This is a genomic window from Rhizobium etli 8C-3 (assembly GCF_001908375.1).
Taxonomy (GTDB): Bacteria; Pseudomonadota; Alphaproteobacteria; order Rhizobiales; family Rhizobiaceae; genus Rhizobium; species Rhizobium etli_B.
In genome coordinates, this window is the sequence record NZ_CP017244.1 from 836,796 (window position 1) to 859,241 (window position 22,446).

23 protein-coding genes and 1 tRNA gene are annotated in these 22,446 nt (G+C 59.0%); 10 read left to right on the forward strand and 14 right to left on the reverse strand.

Annotation, left to right across the window (positions count from 1 at the left end; translation table 11 throughout):
* Nucleotides 1–29 precede the first annotated feature (29 nt).
* Entirely contained in the window at nucleotides 30–788 is a 759-nt protein-coding gene (locus tag AM571_RS28915; RefSeq protein WP_074064424.1) for an OmpA family protein, read from the reverse strand.
* A gap of 118 nt (nucleotides 789–906) precedes the next feature.
* On the opposite strand from AM571_RS28915, the gene AM571_RS28920 reads away from it, so the two are divergent.
* The 4 genes from AM571_RS28920 (at nucleotide 907) to AM571_RS28935 (ending at nucleotide 5,607) form a co-directional block, all read left to right on the forward strand.
* Nucleotides 907–1,674 carry a PP2C family protein-serine/threonine phosphatase gene (locus AM571_RS28920; RefSeq protein ID WP_074065639.1) on the forward strand — a complete coding sequence of 256 codons (768 nt, stop codon included), beginning with the start codon at nucleotides 907–909 and terminating at the stop codon, nucleotides 1,672–1,674.
* A 35-nt stretch (nucleotides 1,675–1,709) separates the two neighbouring features.
* The gene (locus AM571_RS28925; protein WP_074065640.1) at nucleotides 1,710–2,579 is read left to right on the forward strand and encodes a M15 family metallopeptidase; all 870 of its coding nucleotides are present in this window, start codon (nucleotides 1,710–1,712) and stop codon (nucleotides 2,577–2,579) included.
* Entirely contained in the window at nucleotides 2,576–5,074 is a 2,499-nt protein-coding gene (locus tag AM571_RS28930; RefSeq protein WP_237358655.1) for an ImcF-related family protein, read from the forward strand. Before AM571_RS28925 ends, AM571_RS28930 begins: the two co-directional genes overlap by 4 nt.
* Before the next feature lie 311 nt (nucleotides 5,075–5,385).
* Nucleotides 5,386–5,607 carry a hypothetical protein gene (locus tag AM571_RS28935; protein ID WP_074064426.1) on the forward strand — a complete coding sequence of 74 codons (222 nt, stop codon included), beginning with the start codon at nucleotides 5,386–5,388 and terminating at the stop codon, nucleotides 5,605–5,607.
* Between the two features lie 223 nt (nucleotides 5,608–5,830).
* Here AM571_RS28935 and AM571_RS28940 read toward each other — a convergent pair whose 3' ends face one another.
* The gene (locus AM571_RS28940) at nucleotides 5,831–6,268 is read right to left on the reverse strand and encodes a VOC family protein (RefSeq protein WP_074064427.1); all 438 of its coding nucleotides are present in this window, start codon (nucleotides 6,266–6,268) and stop codon (nucleotides 5,831–5,833) included.
* A gap of 381 nt (nucleotides 6,269–6,649) precedes the next feature.
* On the opposite strand from AM571_RS28940, the gene AM571_RS37840 reads away from it, so the two are divergent.
* The gene (locus AM571_RS37840) at nucleotides 6,650–6,958 is read left to right on the forward strand and encodes a hypothetical protein (protein ID WP_074065641.1); all 309 of its coding nucleotides are present in this window, start codon (nucleotides 6,650–6,652) and stop codon (nucleotides 6,956–6,958) included.
* Between the two features lie 190 nt (nucleotides 6,959–7,148).
* On the opposite strand, the gene AM571_RS28950 is transcribed toward AM571_RS37840, so the two are convergent.
* Nucleotides 7,149–7,224, reverse strand: a tRNA-Val gene (locus tag AM571_RS28950).
* Between the two features lie 269 nt (nucleotides 7,225–7,493).
* Here AM571_RS28950 and AM571_RS28955 point away from each other — a divergent pair.
* Nucleotides 7,494–8,099, forward strand: a complete 606-nt coding sequence (locus tag AM571_RS28955) for a class I SAM-dependent methyltransferase (RefSeq protein ID WP_074064428.1) — start codon at nucleotides 7,494–7,496, stop codon at nucleotides 8,097–8,099.
* Nucleotides 8,100–8,115: 16 nt separating this feature from the next.
* Here AM571_RS28955 and AM571_RS28960 read toward each other — a convergent pair whose 3' ends face one another.
* From AM571_RS28960 to groES, 11 genes are all read right to left on the reverse strand, one after another.
* Nucleotides 8,116–8,841, reverse strand: coding sequence for a YoaK family protein (locus AM571_RS28960; RefSeq protein WP_074064429.1), 726 nt, complete (start codon nucleotides 8,839–8,841; stop codon nucleotides 8,116–8,118).
* Between the two features lie 331 nt (nucleotides 8,842–9,172).
* Nucleotides 9,173–10,249, reverse strand: coding sequence for an ABC transporter ATP-binding protein (locus AM571_RS28970; RefSeq protein ID WP_074065642.1), 1,077 nt, complete (start codon nucleotides 10,247–10,249; stop codon nucleotides 9,173–9,175).
* Between the two features lies 1 nt (nucleotide 10,250).
* The gene (locus tag AM571_RS28975) at nucleotides 10,251–12,179 is read right to left on the reverse strand and encodes a glycoside hydrolase family 127 protein (protein WP_074065643.1); all 1,929 of its coding nucleotides are present in this window, start codon (nucleotides 12,177–12,179) and stop codon (nucleotides 10,251–10,253) included.
* 23 nt (nucleotides 12,180–12,202) lie between these two features.
* Nucleotides 12,203–13,066: a carbohydrate ABC transporter permease gene (locus AM571_RS28980; protein WP_074064431.1), complete on the reverse strand. Its 864-nt coding sequence runs from the start codon at nucleotides 13,064–13,066 to the stop codon at nucleotides 12,203–12,205.
* Nucleotides 13,063–13,977 (reverse strand): carbohydrate ABC transporter permease, encoded by a 915-nt coding sequence (locus AM571_RS28985; RefSeq protein ID WP_074064432.1) that lies wholly within the window; start codon nucleotides 13,975–13,977, stop codon nucleotides 13,063–13,065. Before AM571_RS28985 ends, AM571_RS28980 begins: the two co-directional genes overlap by 4 nt.
* Nucleotides 13,978–14,051: 74 nt before the next feature.
* Nucleotides 14,052–15,290 carry an ABC transporter substrate-binding protein gene (locus AM571_RS28990; RefSeq protein ID WP_074064433.1) on the reverse strand — a complete coding sequence of 413 codons (1,239 nt, stop codon included), beginning with the start codon at nucleotides 15,288–15,290 and terminating at the stop codon, nucleotides 14,052–14,054.
* A 40-nt stretch (nucleotides 15,291–15,330) separates the two neighbouring features.
* On the reverse strand, nucleotides 15,331–16,359 hold the full coding sequence (locus AM571_RS28995) for a LacI family DNA-binding transcriptional regulator (protein ID WP_074064434.1): 1,029 nt from the start codon (nucleotides 16,357–16,359) through the stop codon (nucleotides 15,331–15,333).
* Between the two features lie 149 nt (nucleotides 16,360–16,508).
* Nucleotides 16,509–16,796, reverse strand: coding sequence for a hypothetical protein (locus AM571_RS29000; RefSeq protein WP_074064435.1), 288 nt, complete (start codon nucleotides 16,794–16,796; stop codon nucleotides 16,509–16,511).
* 230 nt (nucleotides 16,797–17,026) lie between these two features.
* Nucleotides 17,027–17,266 carry a hypothetical protein gene (locus AM571_RS29005; RefSeq protein ID WP_074065644.1) on the reverse strand — a complete coding sequence of 80 codons (240 nt, stop codon included), beginning with the start codon at nucleotides 17,264–17,266 and terminating at the stop codon, nucleotides 17,027–17,029.
* Nucleotides 17,267–17,320: 54 nt separating this feature from the next.
* Entirely contained in the window at nucleotides 17,321–18,952 is a 1,632-nt protein-coding gene (gene groL, locus AM571_RS29010; RefSeq protein WP_074064436.1) for a chaperonin GroEL, read from the reverse strand.
* Nucleotides 18,953–18,994: 42 nt separating this feature from the next.
* Nucleotides 18,995–19,309, reverse strand: a complete 315-nt coding sequence (gene groES, locus AM571_RS29015; RefSeq protein WP_074064437.1) for a co-chaperone GroES — start codon at nucleotides 19,307–19,309, stop codon at nucleotides 18,995–18,997.
* Between the two features lie 342 nt (nucleotides 19,310–19,651).
* On the opposite strand from groES, the gene AM571_RS29020 reads away from it, so the two are divergent.
* The 4 genes from AM571_RS29020 to AM571_RS29035 all read left to right on the forward strand — a co-directional run bounded on the left by AM571_RS29020 (nucleotide 19,652) and on the right by AM571_RS29035 (nucleotide 22,349).
* The gene (locus AM571_RS29020) at nucleotides 19,652–20,158 is read left to right on the forward strand and encodes an Hsp20/alpha crystallin family protein (RefSeq protein ID WP_074064438.1); all 507 of its coding nucleotides are present in this window, start codon (nucleotides 19,652–19,654) and stop codon (nucleotides 20,156–20,158) included.
* A gap of 223 nt (nucleotides 20,159–20,381) precedes the next feature.
* Complete coding sequence (locus AM571_RS37135) at nucleotides 20,382–20,627, forward strand: hypothetical protein (protein WP_165918533.1); 246 nt, start codon at nucleotides 20,382–20,384, stop codon at nucleotides 20,625–20,627.
* A 261-nt stretch (nucleotides 20,628–20,888) separates the two neighbouring features.
* Nucleotides 20,889–21,074, forward strand: coding sequence for a hypothetical protein (locus AM571_RS29030; protein ID WP_420493401.1), 186 nt, complete (start codon nucleotides 20,889–20,891; stop codon nucleotides 21,072–21,074).
* 243 nt (nucleotides 21,075–21,317) lie between these two features.
* Nucleotides 21,318–22,349 carry a hydroxyacid dehydrogenase gene (locus AM571_RS29035; protein ID WP_074064440.1) on the forward strand — a complete coding sequence of 344 codons (1,032 nt, stop codon included), beginning with the start codon at nucleotides 21,318–21,320 and terminating at the stop codon, nucleotides 22,347–22,349.
* The last annotated feature ends 97 nt before the right edge of the window (nucleotides 22,350–22,446 follow it).

Here is a 22,446-nt window from a genome sequence, read left to right on the forward strand (position 1 = left end):
GCTTTCGCCGCTAGCGGTTGCGGCCGCCGTTAGCTCACAGCTTGGAATTCCACGCGTCTGTTTTCGTCGGCTTTCGGATTTTCCTGGTTGAGAAGAAACTGCTCGCCGACGCCCACGGCTTCGAGCCGTTCTGGAGGGATGTTGCAATCATCCGTGAAGAAGCGCGTTACTTCCTTTGCGCGCAGCACGGAAAGGTGCTGATTGTAGCTTGCGCCTCCGACCGCATCCGTGTGACCGATGATACGGACAAGTTTAATGTCCATATCCTTTATTACTTCGCAGAACTTCTGCAGCATCGCCTTTTGCTTCGTCGCTATGGCCGCTGAATCGAAGTCGAAATTTATGCGGACGTTGATCTGGTCGTCGGGCGGTAGCTTCCAGTATGTCTGCTGTTCGCTTGTCGCCGCTGCGGATTGAGCGGTTGCCGGTGATGTCGCCGTCGGTTGCTGGGTTGACGGCCGACCTTCATTTGGGGCTGCTGGAGCAACTTCGGTGCCTTGCGACGTAATGGCTGCAGGGGGAGGGGGAGCCGGAGCGGTTGTGGCTCCTCCGGTTTCAGGCGTGGCAATTGTCACCGGTATGGCCCCTGCTTCGGACGCGGAGTTGGAGTTGGTAAGAACCAGGCCGCGAGTGGCTCCGAGCCGTGCCGCCTTGAACAACTCGATCTGCCGCTGAAAGCGCTCTTTGAGCGACGCCAAATCGTTCGGTTCCTGCGCGCCCAAATCACTTTGAGTGACGAAGAATAGAGCGAGAAACATCGTCAGCTTGGTGGTCAGCAAGCGCTTCATCTCAGGCTCCTTGGCAAAAAGGTTTCGCCTTCTACGAAATTACTATAGGATGACTTTGGCTGCAACCGATCCGCTAGCCGCTCTTGCGACGGATCGATTTAATGGGGTTCATCCGATCATGACCCCGGATTCTCGGGACAATGCTTCGACGCGGGCACCGAACCGGCCGGGCAGGTCGCAAGGAGCGGGACTAAGCCATACCGGTCATGTGCGAACAACCAACGAAGATGCGGTTCTCACCGATCCCTCGGGCGTCCTTTGGGCAGTAGCTGACGGAATGGGCGGCTACGGTCACGGCGACGTCGCGGCTGACTTGGTCATCGAACAGCTCGCCCTCATTCCGCACAATCCCGTTTCCGGCGCTCACCTCGTTGCTGCACTGCAGTCGGCCAATTCCGCCGTGCGCCGTTGGGCGACTTCGGCCAATGTGGCACAGATGGGCGCTACAGTGGTCGCCGCACTCATCGACGGCGGGACAACAACAATCGCTTGGGTGGGAGACAGCCGGGCCTATCGTTTGCGAAAAGATGAGTTGCTGCAACTCACGCGCGACCATTCGGTGGTGCAGGAACTTCTCGATGAAGGGCACATTAGCCCTGCCGCTGTCAAGCAGCACCCGCAGTCCCACGTGGTTACTCGGGCAATCGGCGCCGCCGACCGGCTGGACGTGGACTCCATCGAGGTCGCGCTGGAGCCGGGCGATCTTCTGCTCCTTTGCTCCGACGGATTGACGGATTGTCTTACCGAGGCCGAGATCATCACCCATTTGAACGCGCCCAGCCCAGACGCCGCCTGCCGCCAGCTGGTCGCCGCCGCTCTCGATCACGGCGCTCCAGACAATGTGTCTGTGGTAGTGATTCGGATTGACGGAGATGCAGCGCCTTGAGGCCACTCAATTCGATTGCGGCTGTCGTCATTGGAATGAGCATCATTCTTGCGGCGGCGGTTTTCGCGTTTGTCGGCGACTTGCTTCGAGACACGGACCGTGATCCGAACGCGGGAAGAATAGACCGGTTGACGCAACAGCTCGCTCAGCAGGACAGAGAGATCCAGTCGCTGCGAGCTGAGCTGAATTCTGTCAAGCCAAAGGTGATAGAGCTAGAGGGAAAGGTGGAAGAACTAGCAAAGGCGCCGCGCCCCGATCCTGTCGCGCCAAGCCTCGCCGTCACCGCCCCTCCCGGGGAACCTTTGAGCCAGGAATCATTTTCGATCGACCAGTTCGGCGGCATGGCGCCGCCGGAGGAGACCGAAAATATGACGGAGCCGATGCAACTGGCGAAGAAGCGCTTCAACGAGGGGGTCATACGCCCGACCCCGGCAGTGCTCCGCCAGATCCTCGGCGAGCCGCGTAGTGCCTATTCCACAAGCTGCCAACCGGTCACCAACCCGAAATTGCTCAAGAACCTGGTTAGCCGGGACATAGGACATTTCCGCCTGACGATGATCAGGCCCGCCCTCGATTCGCTGGCGCATATCATGGAGCGCCTCCGAAAGGAGGAGCCGGATATCTATTCCGCAATCGGCACGGCTGGTGCGCTGTGCGCGCGTTATGTTCGAGGCTCGAACAGGTCTGTGTCGTCGCATGCCTGGGGCGCGGCCGTCGATCTGACGCTCAAGAAGAACCTCGACAGGATGGGAGACAGCAGCACACAGTTCGGACTTGTAGTGCTCGCAGAGTTCTTCAATGATGCCGGCTGGTATTGGGGAGCTGGCTATACCCGGGAAGATTCCATGCATTTTGAAGTGGGTGAGGCGCTGCTTCGCAAATGGGCCGCGGAGGGCAAACTGTGAGGGACTATGTCCAGCCTGCGGGTCGGGATGGAGCGAGAGCGGACGTGCTTCCGGCATTGGCCGAGCCGCTGCTTGGCCTCGCGAAGCGTGCCGAAAGCGAGAAGCGGCCTGATCCGCAGGAATTGGCTGCGACGGCCCGCATGCTCGTGGCCGAGTTCGAGAAAGAAGGACGGCGCAGGAACGTTCCGCCGGACTGGATACTGGATGCGCGCGACGCGCTCGTTGCGTTGCTCGATGTCCGTGCGCGCAGCAATCCGGCGCTGCCGATCAAACGATGGGAGCGTGCGCTCGCAGCCGCTCTTCCGATCAACCACATGATTGGCGCCGACGGTCTCGCCGAAAGGGCCTCCCAAGCCGCGAAAGGGGGGCTGTCTCGGCGAGATCTGGCGCGCTTTCTGGGGCACTGCAGTGAAGCCGTTCAAGCTGCACAGTCGAAGGAGGAGAAGCACAGAACGCGAACAGATCGTGGCCTCGTCTTTGTTCCGGTGGCTCTGTTCTTCGCGATGCTGGTCGCCTGGGCCGGTTGGGCCGAGTGGCAGTTTCGCGAGCGGCTGCTGGCACGATTACCTGACGTCGGCAGCGTTGTGGAAGCGGGCAGGATCGCCACGCCAGCCGCGCGGGCGGCTCAGCTCGATGCATTCGTGGCGGCGGTTCGGCTCGTTGAGCAGGATGGCGCCCGCTCTCCGCTTGGTCTCATTCACCATATCGAGATGATCGATCCCGCTGCAGCGGCGCGCCGTCACTATGGCGAGGCGGCCGAAGCCTTGGTTGTCGAGCCGCTCGCCGAGGCACTGGCTGTTGCGCTTGCCACGGAAGGGGAGGCCAATGCGCTCTACGATACCCTTCGCGCTTTGTCGATACTGAAGGGGACATCGGACTGGCAGCCCAGGTTTTTGGGAGGGTGGGTCGCCGATCGCGCCGAGAGCTTCCCCGAACTTGCTTTACTGGCCGAGCACGTTGCAGCCATGCCAAAGCCTCAGCCGGGACTTCCATCTCCCGATCCCGAAACGATCGCCCAGGCACGGCAATTCGCTGCTGAAGGCTTTGCGAGTGAGCGCGCCTTGCTGGAACTGACGCGGGCCGAAAAGACGGCAGCTATTCCTGCCTGGTCTCTCGCTCAGGCGGTTCCCGGTCTCGAAACGATCTTGATCCATCGCTCAGGCCTGCCGATCGAGCGTGGGGTCCCCGGTCTCTATACGGAGGCTGGATGGAACTATGCCAGGTCAGGCGCCGCCGACGCGATCCGCCGGGCAACGTCCGAAGCCGCAAGGCTTCTGCCTTCGGGCGGCACGGCGACCACGGATGCGGTGATGGATCTCCTTCAAAAGCGCACGCTTGAGGCATGGACGCAGTATCTGGGTGAGCTTCGCGTGCGGCCGTTCACGGACCAACCCACGTCTGTCGTGATCAGCGGTGGGCTGAGCGCCCGCAACTCGCCGCTGTCGGCGCTTATCCGCGAGGCATGGCGCCAGTCCGGCGGGACCGACCGCAGCCGAAGCCACGCTCACCAGCTTAAGGTGGCAGCTGCATTGGGTCCGGCCATCCAGTTCGTGGAACAGGGCCGGATGTCGGAGATCTCGCAGCTCTTTGTGTCGCTGAACGTCGCTCTCTCCGTCCTCGATGCGGATGCGGAGATCGGAAAGAAATCCCTGATGGACGCACAGGAGCGCGCCAACTCGATCGTCGCCTTGCAGCAAGCCCCGCTGCTGGTCGTGCAGATCGTCGAGGACGTGATCGCTCAGACGGCTGCCCCAAAAGCGTCGGAGGTTGTTGTGGATCACGCTCCCAAACAGACACCTCAGGCAACGCAGCCTTCGCTGTCACCACAATCACCTTGGGGTTCCCAGGTTGCGGCCGCCTGCCAGGCCGCCGTAAGCGGCCATTATCCATTCTTTGACGGGCCTGATGCGAACCTGGCCGAAGTCGCGCGGATCTTCGCGCCGGATGGCGCCATAGAAAAGTACTTCCGAGCACAACTGGCACACTTGATGGACACGTCGACCACACCGTGGCGATGGAAGCCGCAAGCGCGGCTTTCGGGCTACTCACCCGAAAGCGCGGCCTTTCTCCAAAGGGCGATTGCAGTTGGCGAGGCGTTGTTTCGCAAGGGAGCGCCGCCCGACATCCCGATTGTGCTGGAAGCTCTTGCCCAACGAGGAGCCGCCACTGTCTCGATCGGCGGCGCTCATGCTCCGGTCGTCACATCAGGGGAGTCGGTCACCTTGAACTGGCCAGGAGCCTCGCCCGCGCAAGGCTTTGAGATATCCTTCGATATAGGTCCTGCGCTCGAAAAGAAGAGCGCGCCGGGTCCTTGGGGTCTCTTGCGGTTTCTGGATGGGTCGCGCCTGCGGCCCCGCGAGGCCGGTCGACGGTTCCTCATAGATGTCCGTGCCAAGGGGGCGCGTGCCTATCTTCAGATGTCCTTCGCAGGAGCTGCCAACCCGGTGTCGGTTCGCTCACTGATGCGCGGCCTGACCTGTCCGTTGACGCTCTGAAAGCGTTTTTACCGATGACACCCGCGCGCCCGGGTGCCAACCATCGACGGCGCTTTGCAGTTCGGGCGTATAAACCTCGATGCAATCGGCGGTTGGCGCTCCCGCCAGTGGCAATGGGCGATGTACCATACCTTGGCAGAGGCTGAACATTATGCCTCGCCACGGCTTTGCACCGACGGTGAGAGAGGCTTGAAGGAAGATCGAAGGCTACACCAGAATATCAAAAGCGATGCCTGGCCGCGAGCGGGATTTTCATCCTGCGTTCAGGAACATCTTCGAAAATAACCCATTCTCTTAGGGAGTGTTGACCCATGGCCAGAGATGATTTTGCTGCAAACGATGCCCCATTGCAGAACGAAGATATCGTAATCTGCAAAAGAGTCTTCGATCATATCTGCGCGGCCGAGCACGTAAGAGGTGACGACGCATGTGATGAGCTCGCAACCCTGATCATCCGTTTATATCAGCGCGGCGTTACGAACGAACACAGCTTGGAACAGCTTCTCGCGCGCATTGCCAAGAAACAGAGGTAGGTATGAACACTCGAACATTCCCGCACTATTATGCCAGGCGCGATGGGGATGGCACCTGGTCGATTGTCGATACGCGAACGCACCAGGTCGCCGTCATTGCTGAAACTCTGCCGCTCAAACGCCTTGATGAAGCCACCGCCATGGAGATTATCGATGCCCTTAAGAGACATCCGGCGTCCAGAGACTCCGCCGAAAGCGATGCGCGGGAGCCAGCTTCGTGCGCTCAACTGAGTTCTTGGGCGAGTCCGATGAGAAGCCCTTCGGGCCCACGGATGTAGCAGAGCCGATACGCGGCCTTATACTCGACGACTTCGCCTACGAGCTTGGCGCCATGCGTGAAGAGCCTTTCAAGCGTCTCGTCGATGTCGTCGACGGCGAACATGACGCGGAGGTAGCCGAGTGCATTGACCGGGGCGTTCCGGTGATCTGCGACGACGGGCGGCGTGATGAAGCGGGAGAGCTCGAGCCGGCTGTGGCCGTCGGGTGTGCGCATCATGGCAATCTCGACACGCTGATCGCCCAGTCCAGTAACACGTCCGGCCCACTCTCCTTCGATCGCGGCCCGCCCTTCAAGCTCGAGGCCGAGTTCGCGAAAGAAATCAATCGTCGCGTCAAGGTCTTCGACGACGATTCCGATATTGTCCATCCGCTTGACCGCCATGGTATAAATCTCCGAAATGTCGTTTCAATCGACGGGGCGTCGCCACCTCTGACAACGGACGCTTGGGGCCCCCCGACACGGGCCTCATTCCCGTCAACGGTTCATTCGCCGTCGGTCTCATAGACCGCCCGCGGTTTCCTACGGCTCACCAGCCCCTTATTTGACGACTGCCGCAGCTGCCGTCATGCCTCCAGGGGCGATATTCGACCGGCCACCAGCGCGTCGGCTTCACCCAAACGATATATTGCGCGCCGGCCGGAATATTCGACAGGAGGTTTCTTCACCATCAATGAATCGAGCGAGCTGGGCAACTGGCGACCGACGCGCGGAACAAACATGCCATCGCTTCATTTCTCTACCACCAAAGATGAGGAACGTGGCATGACATACGACCCAAACAACCCAAACGAGCCGAACCGCCCGCTTAAGCCGCCAAGCGAGCCTGACCTCCGCGCGACACCGGCTCGCAACCGGCCTTCGTGGGGCGCTTGGGTCGCTGGTATCGTGGTCTTCGCTGTTGCGGCTTTCGCACTGGTAGAGTGGCTCGATGGGCCGGATACAGACCCTGCGACAACGTCCTCGACGACCAAATCGGAGCCTGCTCCAGCACCGGCAACACCGGCCGCACCGGCTGACAACGATGCAACCCCGGCGCCGGCCACTCCTCCAACGGCTCCGGCGCAGCAGTAGCTTGCGCTTTAAAACGGACGCTTTCTGGTCAGCCTGTTTTCGCAGGAACGAGACGCATACGCCCACGCCCGGGCTGGAAGTCCTCACGCCCGGTCACAGAACAAATCGAAGCCGCCAAAAAACCCGCACCCTACTCGCGGTACGTGATTCAGCCGAAAAGGAAAACAAAAACAAAGGCAATCTGAGGGAATGGTGGGCGATGAGAGACTCGAACTCCCGACATCCTCGGTGTAAACGAGGCGCTCTACCAACTGAGCTAATCGCCCCTCGATGCCGCAGCATCCAGTGTGAAGGCTCTCTACCGATATCGGCGCAGAACTGCAAGACCATTGCCGGCTTTTTCTAGCAAATTTTTAGAACCGGCATCATCGGACCATGTCCACTGCGGACGCGCTCGGATGATTGTGAACCGCCAAGGGGGATCTTCTTGTCTCGCAAGCTTTCGTGACGCCGGACTTGCGTATAGAGATGGGCTGCGTTGCGGCACGTTCTGGTGTTGTGTCGTGACAATAACCATTCGAGACTGGAGCACAGAGTGAAAACGCGCGAAGAGCGGCTGCGTCTGAGGAGCAGCACACCTCGAACAAGGCTTGATTTTGTCCATACCGAAGGCGCCAAACTCCTGCCTGATCGCAATGAACTCCTTTATCGTCTGCCCAATCGTGCAGTTGCAGCCGAGATCGGAGTAGCTGAAGGAGAGTTCACGTGTGAAATCCTCAAGCGGAATCGCCCCGAAAAACTATTCCTGATCGATCCGTGGGGAATGGATCGTTACTCGGCCGGCATGGCGACGGTGAGCGAGAAATTCGCCGGCGAGATAAAAGAGGGAACAGTGGTGATCCGGCAGGGCACGTCGCTTGAAGCTCTAAGCATGTTTGACGACAGTTTTTTCGACTGGGTTTATATCGACACGGATCATTCCTTCGAACTCACCTGGAAGGAACTGGTCCTTTCAAACAGCAAGGTTAATCGCGGCGGGCGAATTGCGGGCCACGATTTTTGTACCGGCAATACCGTAAAGCCGATCGTCTACGGCGTCGTGGAAGCCGTCAACAAGTTCTGCTTGGAATATGGATGGCGCTTCGAATACCTGACGCTGGATCCAGATGCGCATTTTTCCTTCTGCCTGCAGCGCCTTTGATCACCAGCCTTGCGATTCACGCCTGTACCCGCTGCTGCCGCACCCTGAAAATGCCGGCCATGGCAATCGCCAGCAGTAGCGCGGCAGTGGCGATAAGCAATAAGCCGCCGGCGGAGCGATAGACGAGGACGCCCAGGATCCCGCCGAACAGAAACGCGAGAATGGTTTGGACATGTAAAAGGAGTTTGGCGCGGTCATGCTGCGCCTCGCTGGGTCGCTCCCGCCCGCGCAGGATGTCGAACATCATCCCGAGCTCGATTCCGACATCGGTCGCCATTCCCGAGATGTGGGTGGTCCTCACCCGAGCGTTGGAAATGCGGGTGACGACTGCGTTTTGAAGTCCCATGAGAAAGGCAAGGCCGATCACCAGAACCGGTGCTCGCCATTCTCCAAGCAGCCAAAGGTCGGCACAGCCAAGTATTGCAAGCAAGATCCCTTCGGTCAGGATGCTGTAGGCGTAGATGGCATTTATATTGCGTCTGCGGCCGGCATTGATGAGCAGCGTCGAGACGGCTGCGCCCAGGATGAAGGTTACGATGATCGCAAGGTAGAACAGGGCGGAAATCCACGCGCCGACGGCAATGTGATCGGAAAATATGGAAATGTTTCCGGTCATGTTTGCCGAAAAGAAGCCGACCGCGTAAAAGGCGGCCGCGTTGAGCGCGCCGGCGATGGCCGCAAGACAAGAGGCGAGCTTCCTGTCAATCTGTTCGTTGCGTTCGTGCCCCTGGCGGATCAGCATGGTCAATCTTCAAAGTGGCGGGATCGGGTCAAGATCCGGAAAGTGCGGTCAACGGGACGTGAAATTTCGATGCGGTCGGGCCTTTAGACCGAGAGCCGAAGAATCTGCACAATCCATTCACTTTTCACTTCTATCGCCTCAAACATGAACGTCAACACGGCCGGATATTGCCGGTTTTGTCCGGCGTTCTTCACTTCGCAGGAGAAAGCGCGGAAACGAAAAATGATCCACCTGAGATGCGGCGGATCACTCTTGGCCCGTGTGCCGCTCTTGCAGTTGATCGGAAGATCGAGCGAATGCACCCGAGGACAGTTTCGACCAGGAGAAGATTTCAATCCGCCAGCCGCTTCCCATCTGAATCGAAGAAGCGGCGCTTGGTCATCTCGCTTGCGAGATGGATAGTGTCACCGGCCTCGATTGGAACCGAAGACCTGTGTTCAGCGGTAACGGCCCCTCCATCATCGAGCTGGCAGTAGAGGTACTGGGTTCCGCCAAGGTATTCAGAAAAATCAACGCGCGCTCTAAGCGTCTGTGCCGCAGCTTCAGCGACAATGAAGTGCTCCGGGCGAACGCCGAATGTAAGCCTGTCGCCAGCTGAAAGCTTGCCAGATGCAATCGGCGCCGGGATGGCCGTCCCGGCGACGCTGATTGTGCCGTCGCCCGACCATGTCGCTTGCAGTAAATTCATCCGCGGTGAACCGATGAAGCCCGCTACGAAGACATTGGCCGGGTTCTCATAGACCTCGCGCGGCGTTCCGGATTGTTCGATGCGCCCATCGCGAAGAACGACGATCTTGTCGGCAAGTGTCATCGCCTCGGTCTGGTCATGCGTGACATAGATCATCGTGTTGGCGAGTTCGCGATGTAGCCGAGCGATCTCGATGCGCATCGAGACCCGCAATTCGGCATCGAGATTGGAAAGCGGCTCGTCGAACAAAAACACGTGCGGCTTGCGCACGATTGCCCGGCCGATCGCCACGCGTTGGCGCTGACCGCCGGAGAGTTGTCCGGGCTTGCGGTCGAGCAGGTGCTCGATCTTCAAAATCGCGGACGCGGCCATCACGCGTGCTTCGATCTCTGCTGCCGCCGTTTTCGCCATCTTCAGTCCGAATGCGAGGTTTTCGCGAACGTTCATGTGTGGGTAAAGAGCATACGACTGAAACACCATGGCAATGCCGCGCTCGGACGGATCGAGATCGGTGACATTGCGCCCCTTGATCTCGATCTCGCCGTCAGTAACCTCTTCCAATCCGGCAATCATGCGAAGCAGCGTCGACTTTCCGCAGCCGGAGGGTCCCACGAAGACAACGAAGGAACCTTCGGCAATTTCAAGGTCGATGCCGTGAATGACATCAAGGCCAGCGAAACTCTTGCGGACGCCCGCCAGCACGACGCCAGTGTCAGCCAGTTTAATCACCGCCTTCTTCACCTGCTCTTACCCAGACAAGCATCTCACCTGGCGCTCGATTGTCCCAGAATGAATAGGGCACAAAGCGCGCAGTCGTTTCGCGTGCATGCGGCGGCGACGCCCTGTAAAGGGCCTCGCCCCAGTCGGCCTCATCGCGCCTTGCAGGCAAATCCAGAGCAATGGCACCACCAAGCTCGGCGACTTCGGCGGTTTTCGCTTTCGAAACGTCGCCATTGAGCCGGATTCCATTCAAGCCGGGGCCGTTGTCGGTTGCTTCGACGCAGTAGACCAAAGGTCCACGCATCAAAGCCATGCGGCCGGCATCCTGACGAACGAGCGGATTGGCAAACAGCGAGCGCGTTGCAAGAGGAATGTCGAGATCGACGCGGTCGCCGCTTTTCCATTCCCGCTCGATGCGGGCATAGCCGTCGAGCATCACACGAGAGAGATCAAACGTCTCGCCATTCACCTTGATCGCCACTCCGTTTGCCCATTCGGGGATACGAAGCGACACTGCAAAACACGCCGGCTTTTCCGTTGCGATGTCGAAACGTATGGCGCCATCCCAAGGATAGCGCGTCTCCTGCGCCAGTGTAATCTTGGAGCCGCCGATTTCGAAATGCGCCTTGCTTTCTCCGTAGAGATGTACGGCGATCTCGTCGTCGGCAACGGCATACATGTACGACCCGATGGAAGAAAGCAGGCGGGCAATGTTGGGCGGGCAGCACGGGCAATGATGCCAGATCCAGCGATGATGCTTGCCGCTACTTTCAAGTGGATTTTCGTAGAAGAACGTGCGGCCGTCGAGCGAAATACCGGCCATTGCGCCATTGTACAGTGCCTGTTCCATGATGTCGGCATAGCGGCGGTTCGGGCCGCGGCCGAGCATACGGCTTGCCCAAAACACCAGGCCGACCGAAGCGCAGGTTTCCGCATAGGCGCTTTCGTTCGGCAAATCGTAGTAGTCGGTGAAGCCCTCATTTGCAGCGGCCGGGCCGATGCCGCCGGTAATGTACATCTGCTTAGTTGTAAGGTCATCCCAGAGCGTTTCGAGCGCTGCAGTCAGCGTGTCGTCGTTATATTCCGTCGCGATATCGGCCATGCCGGAATAAAGATACATGGCACGCACCGCATGGCCGACCACCTTCTTCTGCTCTCGCACCGGTTGATGGGCCTGGTTGTATTCGTAAGTCTTCTGGATGAAATGTGTCGGATCGCGCCCATCACGGATCGCTTCTTCGGTGAAGAAATGCGGCTCGGTGCCACGCTCGTCTATGAAATATTTGGCGAGATCCAGATACTTCTTCTGGCCGGTCACCCGGGCGAGTTTCACGAGTGCAAGCTCGACCTCCTCATGGCCGCAATAGCCCGGGATCTTGCCCTCGCCATGGCCGAAGACCTCGATCATGTGATCGGCATACCTGCACATGATGTCGAGCAGCTTTCGCTTGCCTGTCGCCTGAAAATAGGCAACGGCACCCTCGATCAGGTGTCCGGCGCAATAAAGCTCGTGGTGATCGCGCAGGTTGGTCCAGCGGCGACCGGGCTGAACGCGTTGGAACCAGGCATTCAGATAGCCGTCTGCATCCTGCAGCTTTTCGTACATGTCGGTGATTTCGTCGACTCGCGCCTCAAGTCGGGGATTGGGACGCCGGTAGAGCGAATAGGCAACGGTCTCGATCGACTTCCCAAGGTCGCTGTCCCAGAACATCTGAGTCGTACCACCCCAGGGCTGAATCGGAATGACGACCCCAGGCCCCTGGTGGCTGGTATCGATCGCGCGCAGCATGCCCGCCTCCACGCAGCGGTCAAGAAGTGTCTCGGCCGTGGATCCGCAGATGGCCTCCTGACGGTCACCGAAGATGCCGCATAGCTCGACGCTTGGAACGGGCAGGGGGCGGAACTGACGGTCTCGTTTTGGATCGTTCATGGCTTCATCCGTTGTAAGTGGCTTCATTTTACCGCGCCGGCCATCAGCCCGCGCATGTAGTAGCGTTGCAAAAGCAGGAAGACGATGAGGCAGGGGACCGTCATGACGACGACGCCGGCCTGCACAGCACCCCAGTTGATGGCGCCGAGGCGGCCGGCGCGAACTGCCGTCATGAGGACCGGCAGGGTGTATTTCTCGTTGCTGGAGAGCAGCACAAGTGCTGCCAGGAACTCGTTCCAGGCATTCAGGAACGCAAAGATCGCGACGGTAGCGACACCCGGCAGGACGAGGGGCAACAGCACGCGCGCGAGGAGTTTCAAATCACGGGCGCCATCGATGCGCGCAGCCTCCTCGATCTCCTTCGGCACGGCGTCGAAAGCATTTCGCATCATGAAAACGGAAAAGGGTAGCTGAAGCGTCACGTACACGAGCGTCAGCCCGAGTAGCGAATTGTTGAGCCCGAGCTTTGCAAGGATGATGAAAAGCGGCGTCAGGATCGACTGGAACGGGATCATCAGTGTCGTGATGATCAGCACGAAGAGCACGTTCTTCAGCGGAAAGCGGTAGCGTGAAAATCCGTAGCCCGCAAGCAGGCTGACGGCAACGGTGAGAACCACGGTGGCAAGGGAAACGAGCAGCGAATTGACCATATGCCGCCAGATCCCGGCGCCGAAGGTATCCAGCAATCTATAGGAATCGAAGCTTATCCCCGCAGTCGGCCATGGCGGCAGGGGCGGCAGGGACGCCTCGGTTCCGTGTCGGAACGAGGCAAGCAGCGTGACGGCGAAAGGCGCAAGAAAGAAGACTGCTATGGTGATGCCGGTCAGGTGATAGGCCGACTTCGAGCGTAAGCGCTTTCGTGCACGTTTTTCCTTCGCGGAGATCATTGGTGATCCCCTCCGACACGCAGCAGCCAGAGCTGAACGATACTGATAGCAACCAGGATCGCGAGAAGCGCGATCGAGAGCGCTGCGCCATAGCCGAGATTGAAGGATACGAAGGACTGATTGAAGATGTAGTACACGACCGAGATCATCTTGTTCTGCGGCCCGCCGGCCGTCATGATATAGAACTGGTCAAAGGCGAGAACCGATCCGGTAACGGAGACGATTAGCGCCAAAGCGATCGTTTTGCGCATCAACGGCAGTGTCAGGTGCACGAAGCGCTGCCAACGACCGGCGCCATCGATGCGGGCCGCCTCGGTGAGTTCGGCGGGAATAGCCTGAAGTCCGGTCAAGAGGATGATCATGGTGAAACCTGCGATCTTCCAGACCACCATCACGACAATCGTCAGAAACGCCGTGTCGAAAGTGGCAAGCAGGTTCGGGCTCTTTGCCACGACGCCGAGGCTTTTCAAGGCGGGACCGATGAAGCCGCTGTCGACATTGGCGAGCCAAACCCAAAGCAGCGATGCCGTCGCAAGGCCGACGACCACGGGCAGGAAGACGATCGTGCGATAGGCGCTGACAAATTGCCGCTCTTTTTCGACAAAGATCGCGAGCGGAAAGGCGATCGAAAAGATCGCGATCGTGACGATCACGGTATAATAGGCCGTAAAATTCAGCGCTGTCATGAAGCGGCTGTCGTTATACATGCGAAGGTAATTGTTGAATCCGATCCAGCGCGAAGCGCCCATCAGTGGCCAGTTGTGAAGGCTCATCCATCCGGTGAAAATCACCGGTATGATGAAGAAGACGATAACGAGCGCCATGGCAGGGGCGATATAGGCAAGGCCGCGCCATTGCGATCTGCGAGCCCTGCGCGCGCAAGCTTGGTGCGGTAAGCCTGAACCTGTCATCGAGAACGCTCCGCATCTTTCATTGAGGTCGGCCGGGAAGCTCCCACCGCCTCCCGGCCGCGGCCGGGAGAGGTCTATTGGCCGCTGTCTATGATCGATTGCATTTCTGACTGGGCGCTTGAAAAGGCGCCGTCGACATCGTCGCCGAAGATCGCGGCATTGGTGAAGCTGGCCCACGGACCGTTGGCGCTGTTGATCAGATCGTTGAACTGCAGCGTATAGGGGGTCTTGGCAACGCCGATGGCCTTGAGTCCGACCTGCATGCGCGGATCGAGCCCTTCAAGTACCTTTTCGGCGATATCGCCGCGTGTCGGCAGGCTCCCGTATTTGGCCATGACCTTCTGGCCGTCCACTGCATAGACATATTCGAGGAATTCCTTGACGGCATCGATCTTCTTCGTGCCCTTGGTGATGACGAAATTATCGCCGCCGGCGAAGGAGGACGGCTTTCCGTCGACGCCGGGAATGAGCGTTACCCCGAAGTTGATATCCGGATGTTCGGTCACCAGGGTGCCGATGGCAAAGGCGCCGAGGCTTTGCTGACCGATTTTGCCGTTGGTGAAGGTGAGGAAGTTTGCGCCGTTGTCGCTTGCAGCTCCCGCCGGCACGAGATCCTTCGCCACCATGTTGCGATAGATATCGACGGCCTTGCGCATTTGAGGGGTATCGAGCGTTGCTGTCTTGCTGTCGGCCGACAGGATATCGGCGCCGGCACCCCACACGAGCGGCGTGAAGGTGAATATCATGCAGCCACCGCAGCCGCCGCCGGAGAAATAAAATCCGTAGGTGTCGTCACCGAGCGCGCGGATCTTTTCCGCGTTCGAGGTAATCTCGTCCCATGTTGCCGGAGCCCTTTCCGGGTCGAGACCGGACTTCTTGTAGAGATCCTTGTTCCAGGCGAAGACCGAGGTTTCGACGGAGAGCGGCAGGCCGTAAATGCGATCCTGATAGGTTCCGAGGCGGACGTGTGAGGGCGAAAGCGAATTGAAGTAGGGCAGGGATTTTGCCCAGTCTGTCAGGTCCTCCAACTGGCCGGCCGCAGCAAAGGCGGGGTTATAGATAAGATCCATCGAAAGGGCATCAGGGGCCTGTCCGCCGGCAATCGCGGTTGCATATTTCTGGACGAGTTCGGAAAACGGCACCTCGGTTGCGATCACCTGGTTCTCGTGGCTGGCGTTATAGGCTTCGACGACCTTCTTGAAGGCGTCGCCGATTCCCGTGCGCACCCACATTTCAACTTTTTCTGCGGCCGATGCTCCCGATACCAGGCACAAGGTAGCGATGCTGGTCGCTGCGATTAGACGCTTGATCATGACATTCCTCCCAATATGGCGCGTCTCCTCGCGCCGCTTCTCATTTTTCGCGGGCATCACTCCCGCAGGACTGCCGCACGACCAAACGGCACGGCAATTTCCGCACGCCGGGCTCGACGGGCCGGCCCTCGGCCAGGGCAAGCACGGTCAATCCTGCCTGGCGCCCGAGCTCCTTCAATTCCATGTCGATCGTCGTCAGCGGCGGCCGCGTCTGTGCCGCGACAATCTCCCAATTGTCAAAGCCGACCACAGAAACGTCCTCTGGTACTTTAACGCCCTGTTCGCGCAGCGCATCGACGACGCCGCGGGCAATCTGATCGTTGCCGCAGAAGATGCCATCGGGTTTTTCTCCGGCGCGGCTCCATATTTGGTCGACCGCTTCGTGACCCCATGCCTCTAACCAGGCGCCGTAAAGAACCGGTTCACCGTCACCTGCCAGTTCGCGATAGGCAAAAGCGCGTTCGCGCACCGAAAAGAAGCTTTGAGGACCAGTAATATGGGCGATTCGGAAACGCCCGAGCCCAATCAGCCATTCCACGGCGAGCCTTGCGCCCTGTGCGTCATCCGAGCGGAAGCTCACGCTGCCCGGCGTACCTTCCGTGAAGGCATAAACTACGGGTACCGGAAGGCTCGACAAGTCGACCGGAAGCTGCCGATCGACCCGTTTTCCCGATGCGATGATCCCATCGACCTGCTTGTCCAGCATCGCATCCACGTGGATCTGCCCAAGAGCCGGATCATCCTCGATCGCACAGAGAAAAACCGAAACGCCGTGATCGACGAGCGCTTCCGAAACGCCTGCCATCACCGGAAGGGTGAAGCGGCCATAAGTATCGTTGGTCAAAAGCCCGATAGTGAAGCTGCGCTTGCTCAAGAGGCCACGCGCCAGTGCGTTCGGTCTGAAGCCGATTTCCCGCGCGATGCGTTTGACCCGCTCGCGTGTTTCCTCGCCCATCCGGCCCGTATCGTTCAACGCCTTCGATGCCGTCGAGATGCTGACCCCAGCCGCAGCAGCTAGATCGTGGATCGTGATGCGGGTCTGCTTTTTTCCTGTAAGGTCCGGTCTCATTTCTTCCACCCGTGACCATTAGAGAAAACCTTTTCGCAACAAAAATGTCAACTGCGAAAACGTTTTCTCATTATTTGTGAAATGGTCCTAGGCGCTTGTGCCGAACCACAGGATGATCAGGATCAAGGATCGTGAGGATTTGCGTAAGCCTATTTGTTCTTTAGCAGCCACATCTTGCCGGCCATCGTGATCCCGTAGACATCCTTTGAAGCATCATGATCGAGATGGCGCCGCTCCAGAAAGCCCGACGCTTTCAACTCGTCCAGCGCCTTGCTGGTTACGGATTTCACCTTCTGCGGCCGTTCTTTCCAACGGTCGGTTTTCGCGTAGGTCACCGTGGCGTTTTGGTGCGTCCACTTCTTCATCGGCTGAGGATAAAGATCGCCGTCCCTTGCAAGTTTCAGTGCTGCGATCTGCGATGGTGTAAGTTCGATCATGGTTCGATAAGTCCTGTGCTAGCGTTCTTTTCCGCGACTTAGCACAGATTCATGGAACCTCCTCGAAAAAGGGGCGAAAAATTCAGATCATTGGCAGGCGGCTGTTTAAGGGGGCCGCAAAATCATATCATCGGTAACGCGGCGAGCGTCTGCCCCAGCTAAAGAACGTTTATCTTCCAGGCATGCCCGTTTGCAGGTGCCAAATGGGCATGCCGTTCCTCGCCGTGAATTCATTCCACTTTTCGCGGCGCAATTAGGCCGCGCGCCGCCTCTACCATGACCTTCAGATGGTGTGGGCTGCGCACGCCCTGGCGATAGAGTTCGATCGTTATGGCAGCAATCCGCTCCGCCTCATCGGAAACCTTGGCTATTTTGGCTTCCGATCGAACCTCGTCGAATACAGATTGGCACATCTCAAGGTCACGGGCATCCAGCGGCACTTCCGATCTGTTGATGATCGTCTGAACCATCTTGACCTCCATTCCGTACGGCCCGCCCGTCGCCAGGCGGGCCGAATGGCTTCCCTAGAAGTCCATGCCGGCTCCGGGGGGCATGGCAGGGGCAGCGGCCTCCTTCTTGGGTTTTTCCGCCACCATCGCCTCCGTCGTCACCAGCAGACCGGCAACGGAGGCAGCATCTTGAAGTGCTGTGCGCACGACCTTGACCGGATCGATTACGCCCATCTGATAGAGATCGCCATACTCGTTGGTCTGGGCATTCCAGCCATAGGAGAATTCGGCCTTTTCACGCAGCTTGCCGACGACAATCGAACCTTCCGCCCCGGCATTCTCGGCGATCTGGCGCACCGGGGACTCGATTGCACGCCGAACGATCTCGACGCCGACACGCTGGTCAGAATTGGCCGCGGTAAGGTTGTCGAGGGCCTTGACGGCTCGCAGCAGCGCCACGCCGCCGCCTGGCAAGATGCCCTCCTCGACGGCCGCGCGGGTCGCGTGCAGTGCATCGTCGACGCGGTCCTTCTTTTCCTTCACTTCGACTTCCGTCGAGCCGCCGACGCGGATGACGGCAACGCCGCCGGCGAGCTTGGCAAGGCGTTCCTGCAGCTTCTCGCGGTCGTAGTCGGAGGTGGTTTCTTCGATCTGCGCCTTGATCTGGACAACGCGGCCTTCGATGTCGGACTTGGCGCCGGCGCCGTCGATGATCGTGGTGTTTTCCTTCTCGACTACGATTTTCTTCGCACGGCCGAGCATGTCGAGCGTGACGGACTCCAGCTTGATGCCGAGGTCTTCGGAGATGACCGTGCCGCCGGTGAGGATCGCGATGTCCTCGAGCATGGCCTTGCGGCGGTCGCCGAAGCCCGGAGCCTTGACGGCAGCAATCTTCAGCCCGCCGCGCAGCTTGTTGACGACGAGCGTTGCAAGCGCTTCGCCTTCGACGTCTTCAGCGATGATGAGCAGCGGCTTGCCGGATTGCACGACGGCTTCGAGAACCGGAAGCATCGACTGCAGGTTCGAGAGCTTCTTCTCGTGGATGAGGACATAGGGATCCTCAAGCTCGACCCGCATCTTGTCCTGATTGGTAACGAAGTACGGCGACAGGTAGCCGCGGTCGAACTGCATGCCTTCGACGACTTCGAGTTCGGTTTCGGCGGTCTTGGCTTCTTCGACGGTGATGACGCCTTCGTTGCCGACCTTCTGCATGGCTTCGGCAAGGAAACTGCCGATTTCGGCATCCCCATTGGCCGATATCGAGCCGACTTGGGCGATCTCGGCATTGTTCGAGATCTCGCGGGCGTTGTTCTTCAGTTCCTTGACGACCGCATCGACAGCAAGATCGATACCGCGCTTCAGGTCCATCGGGTTCATGCCGGCTGCAACGGCCTTGGCGCCTTCGCGAACGATGGCTTGAGCAAGAACGGTTGCTGTCGTCGTGCCGTCGCCAGCAACATCGCTGGTCTTCGAGGCGACTTCGCGCAGCATCTGCGCGCCCATGTTCTCGAACTTGTCCTCCAGTTCGATTTCCTTGGCGACCGAAACACCGTCCTTGGTGATGCGCGGCGCGCCGAAGGACTTGTCGATCACAACGTTGCGGCCCTTCGGACCAAGCGTCACCTTCACCGCGTTGGCAAGCACGTCGACCCCGCGCAGCATGCGGTCGCGCGCGTCGCTGTGGAATTTGACTTCTTTAGCAGCCATGTCTTCACTCCTCCATTGGATAGCCGGATGGCGTTAGGCACCTCAAGCGGCTTTCTTTCCGGCCGCCGGAACCTCGATGATGCCCATTACGTCGCTTTCCTTCATAATCAGCAGATCTTCGCCGTTAATCTTGATCTCGGTGCCGGACCATTTGCCAAACAGGATACGGTCGCCAGCCTTGACGTCGAGCGGCTGAACCTGGCCCGCGTCATTGCGCGCACCGGGGCCGACGGCGATGACTTCGCCTTCCTGCGGCTTTTCCTTGGCAGTGTCGGGTATGATGATGCCGCCTTTGGTTCTTTCTTCGGACTCAACACGGCGGACGAGAATGCGATCATGAAGCGGTCGGAATGACATGGCTCCCTCCATGGACAACGATGATGATCACTTAATTACGCTCCCAGACCAGGTCACCAATCCGGGCGGCTGCCGAGCCTTCCTGACCGCTCGGCGGAAAAAATCTGCTACCGATCTTTTCGAATTTCAAGAGGGCGCCGGCAAAAAATTAGCACTCTTGTTGGGAGAGTGCTAACGCAGCCGGAACGGAAGCTTCGCCACCAGCGTTTAATCTATGATGCGGCGCAGGCAGTTCTGTGCAGTGTCAATCCAAAGAGTGACTTAGGCAGTCGCCTGACCCCCACCAGGGCAAAGGCGAGCGCGCCGGAGGATCTGGCGCGTTGAAAAACATGGAGGCTTAAGATGAGCGTTCGTGATCTCATTCCCTGGGGCCGCAGCAACAGTCCGGCCCCGACAGGCTATGCAGGCAGAGACCAGCATCCATTCCTTGCGCTTCATCGCGAGATGAACAGGTTGTTCGATGATGTCTTCCGCGGCGTAGAAGGCCATTTTCCAACAGTCGGGTCCGGTTTCATGTTCGAAACGGCCTGGCCAAAAATCGAAGTCTCGGAGACCGACAAGGACATCCGGATCGTCGCCGAAATTCCCGGAATGGACGAGAAGGATATCGAACTTCTGATCGACAATGGCATTCTGACCATCCGCGGTGAAAAGCGGGCCGATAGCGAGGACAAGGACCGGCAATTCTCAGAGCGGTTTTATGGCCGCTTCGAGCGCCGTCTGTCGCTCAATAACGAGGTGCAGGAAGACAAGGTGGAGGCTTCTTTCAAGAACGGCGTCCTGACGATCACTCTGCCACGGTCCGAAACGGCGCAATCGACCGCCAAGCGCATTACGATTAACGGCTAGGGCCTTCCACCGCTGCCAAACCACATCGGCTGGCCCGAAGGCAGGACGGGATCGCTGGGTCGATCCCGTTCACCTCAGAAAATAAAGCTGATGCCACGGGGAAACGGGTTTGAGTGAGCGCCGATGATGACGTCAGTTGAATCGGTGCCCTCAGGCCCACCTTCAGCCGTCGTGCGTCAAGAAGCGACATTGGGAATTTTCCGTCTACTGCGAGGGCTGTCGGTTGACTTTGCCAGCAAAAAAGAACATACCGGGAACATATGCGGCGATGAAGAGGCCGCGCCCGCCGAAAGAACGGATCACTGAGATGCAGGTGATGATCGAGGGACAGACACACTTCCAGCCTTTGGGCTCAGATCGAGGTTTTAAAGATCTCGTCGACTACCACAAATTCTATAGCCATATGCTGATGCAGGGCAGCAGCGGCTTGACGACATTTGTGATGACGTCGTTCTCGTCCATCCCCTGAGGGTCGAGCGACAAGGCCCGCGGAGCTGCGCATCGCCTTCGCGAACGCGGACCGGAGCGGAACTCCACCCTGTGACAGAAGCCACAGGCATTAGGGCCACGGATTGAGAATGGTATGCCGTACTGAGGGACGGGACCACCTGTGCGACGGACGCAGAAGAACTAGCCGATCGGCGCCAACGTCGGCCAAACCAAAGCAGACCAGGGACAAGCCGAAAATGGCACTGTTTTTGCCCGTTGTGTTCTTTCATTGGAGATGCTCGTGACCCACGCAGAACGCGTTATCCAGAATGCCTTGGCTTTTGTTGCTGCCTCCCGCTCGGCGCGCGAGCGCGACATGGAGCGCCGTCAAAAGCTGTTCGAGCGGATCCAGCTGATGAGACCGCCAAACCCCTATCTCGCTAAGACGCGCGGCGGCGAGCAGCTCAAACTTGACCTCGATCACTGAGAGGTCTCTGTCATCGCTAGAAGAGGGTGTTTCCTGGGCCTGATATGCTGTCGAGCTTCATCATCGAAGCCGTTCCCAGGGTCCGATGTCGTTTTACCGATGTTTGTCGATGTGCCGCTGTCCAGCTCGGCTCGAAGAAGAAAAGCACCAGGTCAGGGAACTATCAGGCTATGATCGCGATCGTCGGAAGGTGAAGCGCCGGCTTGTGTTCAGACGGCAATGAAGTGCTGAGGAGGAAAAGAGATGGCATATGACGAGCGGCCACTGGCGATCAGTGCACCAGAACCGCGCACGCTCGATCTGATCTTTAGCGACGAGGCGCGAAAACTGTTGCACGCCAGATATCAGATCGTGGAGGCCGATCCGGACAATATCGCCGAGCTCAGCGATGAAGTTCTCGGCAAGGCGCGTTACATCATCGGCCAGCCGCCCTTGTCGGCCGGAACCTTGGCGCGCATGCCCGAATTACGCTGCGTGCTGAACGTCGAAAGCAACCTTATCAACAATATGCCTTATGAAATCCTCTTCCAGCGCGGCATCCACGTCGTCACGACGGGACAGGTCTTTGCCGAACCTGTGGCGGAGATTGGCCTGGGTTTTGCACTTTCGCTCGCGCGCGGCATCGTCGACCAGGACTTGGCTTTTCGTGAAGGCAGAGAGCTTTGGGGCGGCGAGGGCAATGCACGCTCCAGGCTGATTGCAGGCTCCGAGATCGGCATCATCGGCTTCGGCGATCTCGGTAGGGCGCTCCGACGCGTGCTATGCGGTTTCCGGGCAACGATCCGGGTTTTCGATCCCTGGCTGCCGCGCTCGATGCTGGAGGAGAACGGCGTTCAGGCGGCAAGCCTAAAAGAGGTGCTTACCGAGAGCGATTTCATCTTTGTCGTTGCGGCAGTGACCAGTGAGAACAAGCATTTCCTTAATGCTGAGGCGTTTGCCAGCATGCGGCCGGGCTCGGCGTTCATCCTGCTCAGTCGGGCCGATGTCGTCGATTTCGACGCACTGATGGCAGCCGTCGCATCGGGCCATATCGTTGCAGCCAGCGATGTGTATCCCGAAGAGCCGCTGCCGCTCGACCACGGGGCGCGCGTTTTGAATGGGTTCATCCGCTCCGCCCATCGTGCCGGTGCACTTGACAGTGCCTTCAAGAAGATGGGCGACATGGTGCTGGAGGACATGGACCTTATGGACCGCGGTTTGCCGCCCATGCGGTGCAAGCGGGCCGAGCGTGAGACCGTTTCGCGCATGCGCTCTAAGGGCGTGAAGATCAATTGATCCCGCGCCGCCCCAGTAGCGCCGGATGCGACGGGCCGATTGCCGCACTCGGCAGCAGATGGTTCAATATCCGGGGCGATCCGAGCTTCTTTGTAAA